The 2,705-nt window shown below is 74.5% G+C and carries 4 protein-coding genes; 2 read left to right on the top strand and 2 right to left on the bottom strand.

Annotation, left to right across the window (positions count from 1 at the left end; translation table 11 throughout):
- Positions 1-482 (top strand): response regulator transcription factor (locus tag AE652_RS39140; RefSeq protein ID WP_049660289.1); only part of this gene is annotated, 482 nt, incomplete at its 5' end.
- A 52-nt stretch (positions 483-534) separates the two neighbouring features.
- Here AE652_RS39140 and AE652_RS39135 read toward each other — a convergent pair.
- Complete coding sequence (locus tag AE652_RS39135) at positions 535-1,032, bottom strand: MarR family winged helix-turn-helix transcriptional regulator (protein ID WP_049660288.1); 498 nt, start codon at positions 1,030-1,032, stop codon at positions 535-537.
- Between the two features lie 111 nt (positions 1,033-1,143).
- Between AE652_RS39135 and AE652_RS39130 the strand changes: the two genes are divergently transcribed.
- Complete coding sequence (locus tag AE652_RS39130) at positions 1,144-1,944, top strand: methyltransferase domain-containing protein (RefSeq protein WP_049660286.1); 801 nt, start codon at positions 1,144-1,146, stop codon at positions 1,942-1,944.
- Between the two features lie 74 nt (positions 1,945-2,018).
- On the opposite strand, the gene AE652_RS39125 is transcribed toward AE652_RS39130, so the two are convergent.
- The gene (locus AE652_RS39125; RefSeq protein ID WP_063780418.1) at positions 2,019-2,621 is read right to left on the bottom strand and encodes a TetR/AcrR family transcriptional regulator; all 603 of its coding nucleotides are present in this window, start codon (positions 2,619-2,621) and stop codon (positions 2,019-2,021) included.
- Positions 2,622-2,705: the final 84 nt, after the last annotated feature.

The raw sequence follows: 2,705 nt of genomic DNA, 5'->3' as shown, positions 1-2,705 counted from the left end.
CCGGGCTGCGCGCCGTCGTCCTGGCCACCGCCGACGACCCGCACCGCGCCGCCCGCGCCCTGCACGCGGGCGCCACCGGCTGGGTGGCCAAGGAGAGTTCACTGGCCCGGCTGCTGGCGGTGGTCCGGGGCGTGCTGCGGGACGAGACGCACCTGCCGCCCGCGCTGCTCACCGGGGTGATCCGCGAGCTCACCACCGCCCGGCGGGACCGCACCGAGAGCGAGCGGCTGGTGGACACCCTGACGCCGCGGGAGAAGCAGATCCTGCGCTGTATGGTCGCGGGCCTCGGCCGGCAGGCCGTCGCGGAGCGGCTCTACCTGTCGCCGCACACCGTCCGGACGCACATGCAGAACGTGCTGGGAAAGCTCGGGGTGCACTCCACGCTGGCGGCCGTCGCGGTCGCCCGCCGGGCCGGGGTCAGCCCGGCCGAGCCGGCCGCGCCGCCGCCGTCCCCGGTGGTCGGCACCGTCGAACGGCCCTGACCCGCAAGCCCGGGCCCGGAGCCGTCAGCCCGGAGCCGTCAGCCCGGAGCCGTCAGCCCGGGATGTTGTCGAACGGGGCGACCAGCACGCGCAGCAGCGCGGCGAGTTCGGTCTGCTGGCCGGAGGTGAGCTGGGCGAGCAGTTCGCGTTCGTGCGCGAGCAGTCCGGCGAGCGCCTGGTCGGCGCGGTCGCGGCCGTCGTCGGTGAGCCTGACCAGCACGCCGCGACGGTCGTCCGGGTCGGGCAGGCGCTTGACCAGGCCCTTGCCGGTGAGGCGGTCGATCCGGTTGGTCATGGTGCCGGAGGTGACCAGGGTCTGGGTGAGCAGCTGGCCGGGGGAGAGCTGGTACGGGGAGCCGGCCCGCCGCAGGGCGGTCAGGACGTCGAACTCCCAGGGCTCCAGCCCGTGCTCGGCGAAGGCGGTGCGGCGGGCGCGGTCCAGGTGCCGGGCGAGCCGGCTGACCCGGCTGAGCACCTCCAGCGGCTCCACGTCGAGGTCGGGGCGCTCCCGGCGCCACGCTGCGACCAGCCTGTCGACCTCGTCCTCCATGACGATCAGTGTATCGGTGGATGTGTCGATGTGAAGTCTCTTGACATCGAGAAATGTGCCAGCAAGGCTAACGCTGGATATCTTGATATCGAGATACCTGTGAGGTGAACCATGACCACCCCCGTCTGGGACCCGGAGCAGTACCTGCGCTTCGCCGACGAACGCAACCGTCCGCTGCGCGAACTGCTCGCCCGCGTCCCCGCCCTCCCGCACCCCGGTGCCGAGGTGATCCTGGACATCGGCTGCGGCCCCGGCAACTCCCCCGCCGCGCTGCGCGAGCGCTGGCCGACCGCCCGCCTCACCGGCGTCGACAACTCCGCCCCGATGCTGGCCACCGCCCGTACCGGGGGCGAGCCCACGGCCGAGTACCTGCTCGCCGACGCCCGCGAGTACGACCCGGCCCCGGCCGGGCCCGACCTGATCGTCTCCAACGCCACCCTCCAGTGGGTGGACGGGCACCTGGCGCTGCTGCCGCGCTGGGCGGCGGCCCTCGAACCGGGTGGGGTGCTCGCCTTCCAGGTGCCCGGCAACTTCGACGCCCCCAGTCACACCCTGCTCGCCGACCTGCGCCGCAGCGCCCGCTGGCGGGGCCTGCTCAGCGAGAAGGCCGTCCGGGCCGGCGTCCACCCGCCCGAGCGCTACCTCGACGCCCTGGTCGCCGCCGACTGCCTGCCGGACGTCTGGGAGACCACCTACCGCACCCTGCTGCCGGGGCCGGACCCGGTGCTGGAGTGGGTCAAGGGCACCGCGCTGCGCCCGGTCCTCACCCGGCTCACCGACCCGGCCGACCGGGCCGCCTTCCTGGCCGAGTACGGGCGGCTGCTGCGCGAGGCCTACCCGGCCGGGCCGCACGGGACGGTCTTCCCGTTCCGGCGGATCTTCGCCGTGGGGATCAGGCGGCCGCGGGGGTGAGGCGGCTGCGGGGGTGAGGCGGCCGTACGGGTGAGGCGGCCGCGGGGCCGGGTCGGCCGGTGCGGCCCGGCCGGTCAGCCCTTGCGCTCGCCGACCAGCCGCGGGTGCCGCTCCAGGCCCTCCAGCCCGTGCCAGGCGAGGTTCACCAGGTGCGCCGCCACCGTCGCCTTGTCCGGCTTGCGGACCTCCAGCCACCACTGCCCGGTCAGCGCGACCATCCCGACCAGCATCTGCGAGTACATCGGGGCCAGCCGGGCGTCGAAGCCGCGGGACTTGAACTCCAGGCCCAGGATGTCCTCGACCTGCGTGGCGATGTCGCTGATCAGCGAGGCGAAGGTGCCGGTCGACTGGGCCACCGGGGAGTCCCGGACCAGGATCCGGAAGCCGTCCGTCGAGGTGTCGATGTAGTCCATCAGCGCGAAGGCGGCCTGCTCCAGCAGCTCGCGCGAGTGCCCGCCGGTCAGGGCCCCGGTGACCATGTCCAGCAGCAGCTGCATCTCGCGGTCGACGACCACCGCGTACAGCCCCTCCTTGCCGCCGAAGTGCTCGTACACCACGGGCTTCGACACCCCGGCGCGCTCGGCGATCTCCTCCACCGAGGTGCCGTCGTAGCCGCGCTCGGCGAAGACCGTCCGGCCGATCTCCAGCAGCTGTTCGCGCCGCTGCTTGCCGGTCATCCGGACCCGGCCGCCCCGGCGGCGGGCCGTCGGGGCCGGGCCGCCGCCGGCGCCCCGGTCCGGACCTCCGTCGTCGGTGCCGGC

It is taken from the genome of Kitasatospora sp. MY 5-36, assembly GCF_001182915.1.
In the GTDB taxonomy this organism is placed as follows: Bacteria; Actinomycetota; Actinomycetes; order Streptomycetales; family Streptomycetaceae; genus Kitasatospora.
The sequence above is the reverse complement of the archived record's forward strand: the minus strand, read 5'-3'. Positions and strand labels throughout refer to the sequence as shown.

What these genes read in the sequence shown, in the direction of transcription:
- AE652_RS39135 (WP_049660288.1), bottom strand. Translation starts at nt 1,032, where the DNA reads ATGGAGGACGAGGTCGACAGGCTGGTCGCAGCGTGGCGCCGGGAGCGC.
- AE652_RS39130 (WP_049660286.1), top strand. Translation starts at nt 1,144, where the DNA reads ATGACCACCCCCGTCTGGGACCCGGAGCAGTACCTGCGCTTCGCCGAC.
- AE652_RS39125 (WP_063780418.1), bottom strand. Translation starts at nt 2,621, where the DNA reads ATGACCGGCAAGCAGCGGCGCGAACAGCTGCTGGAGATCGGCCGGACG.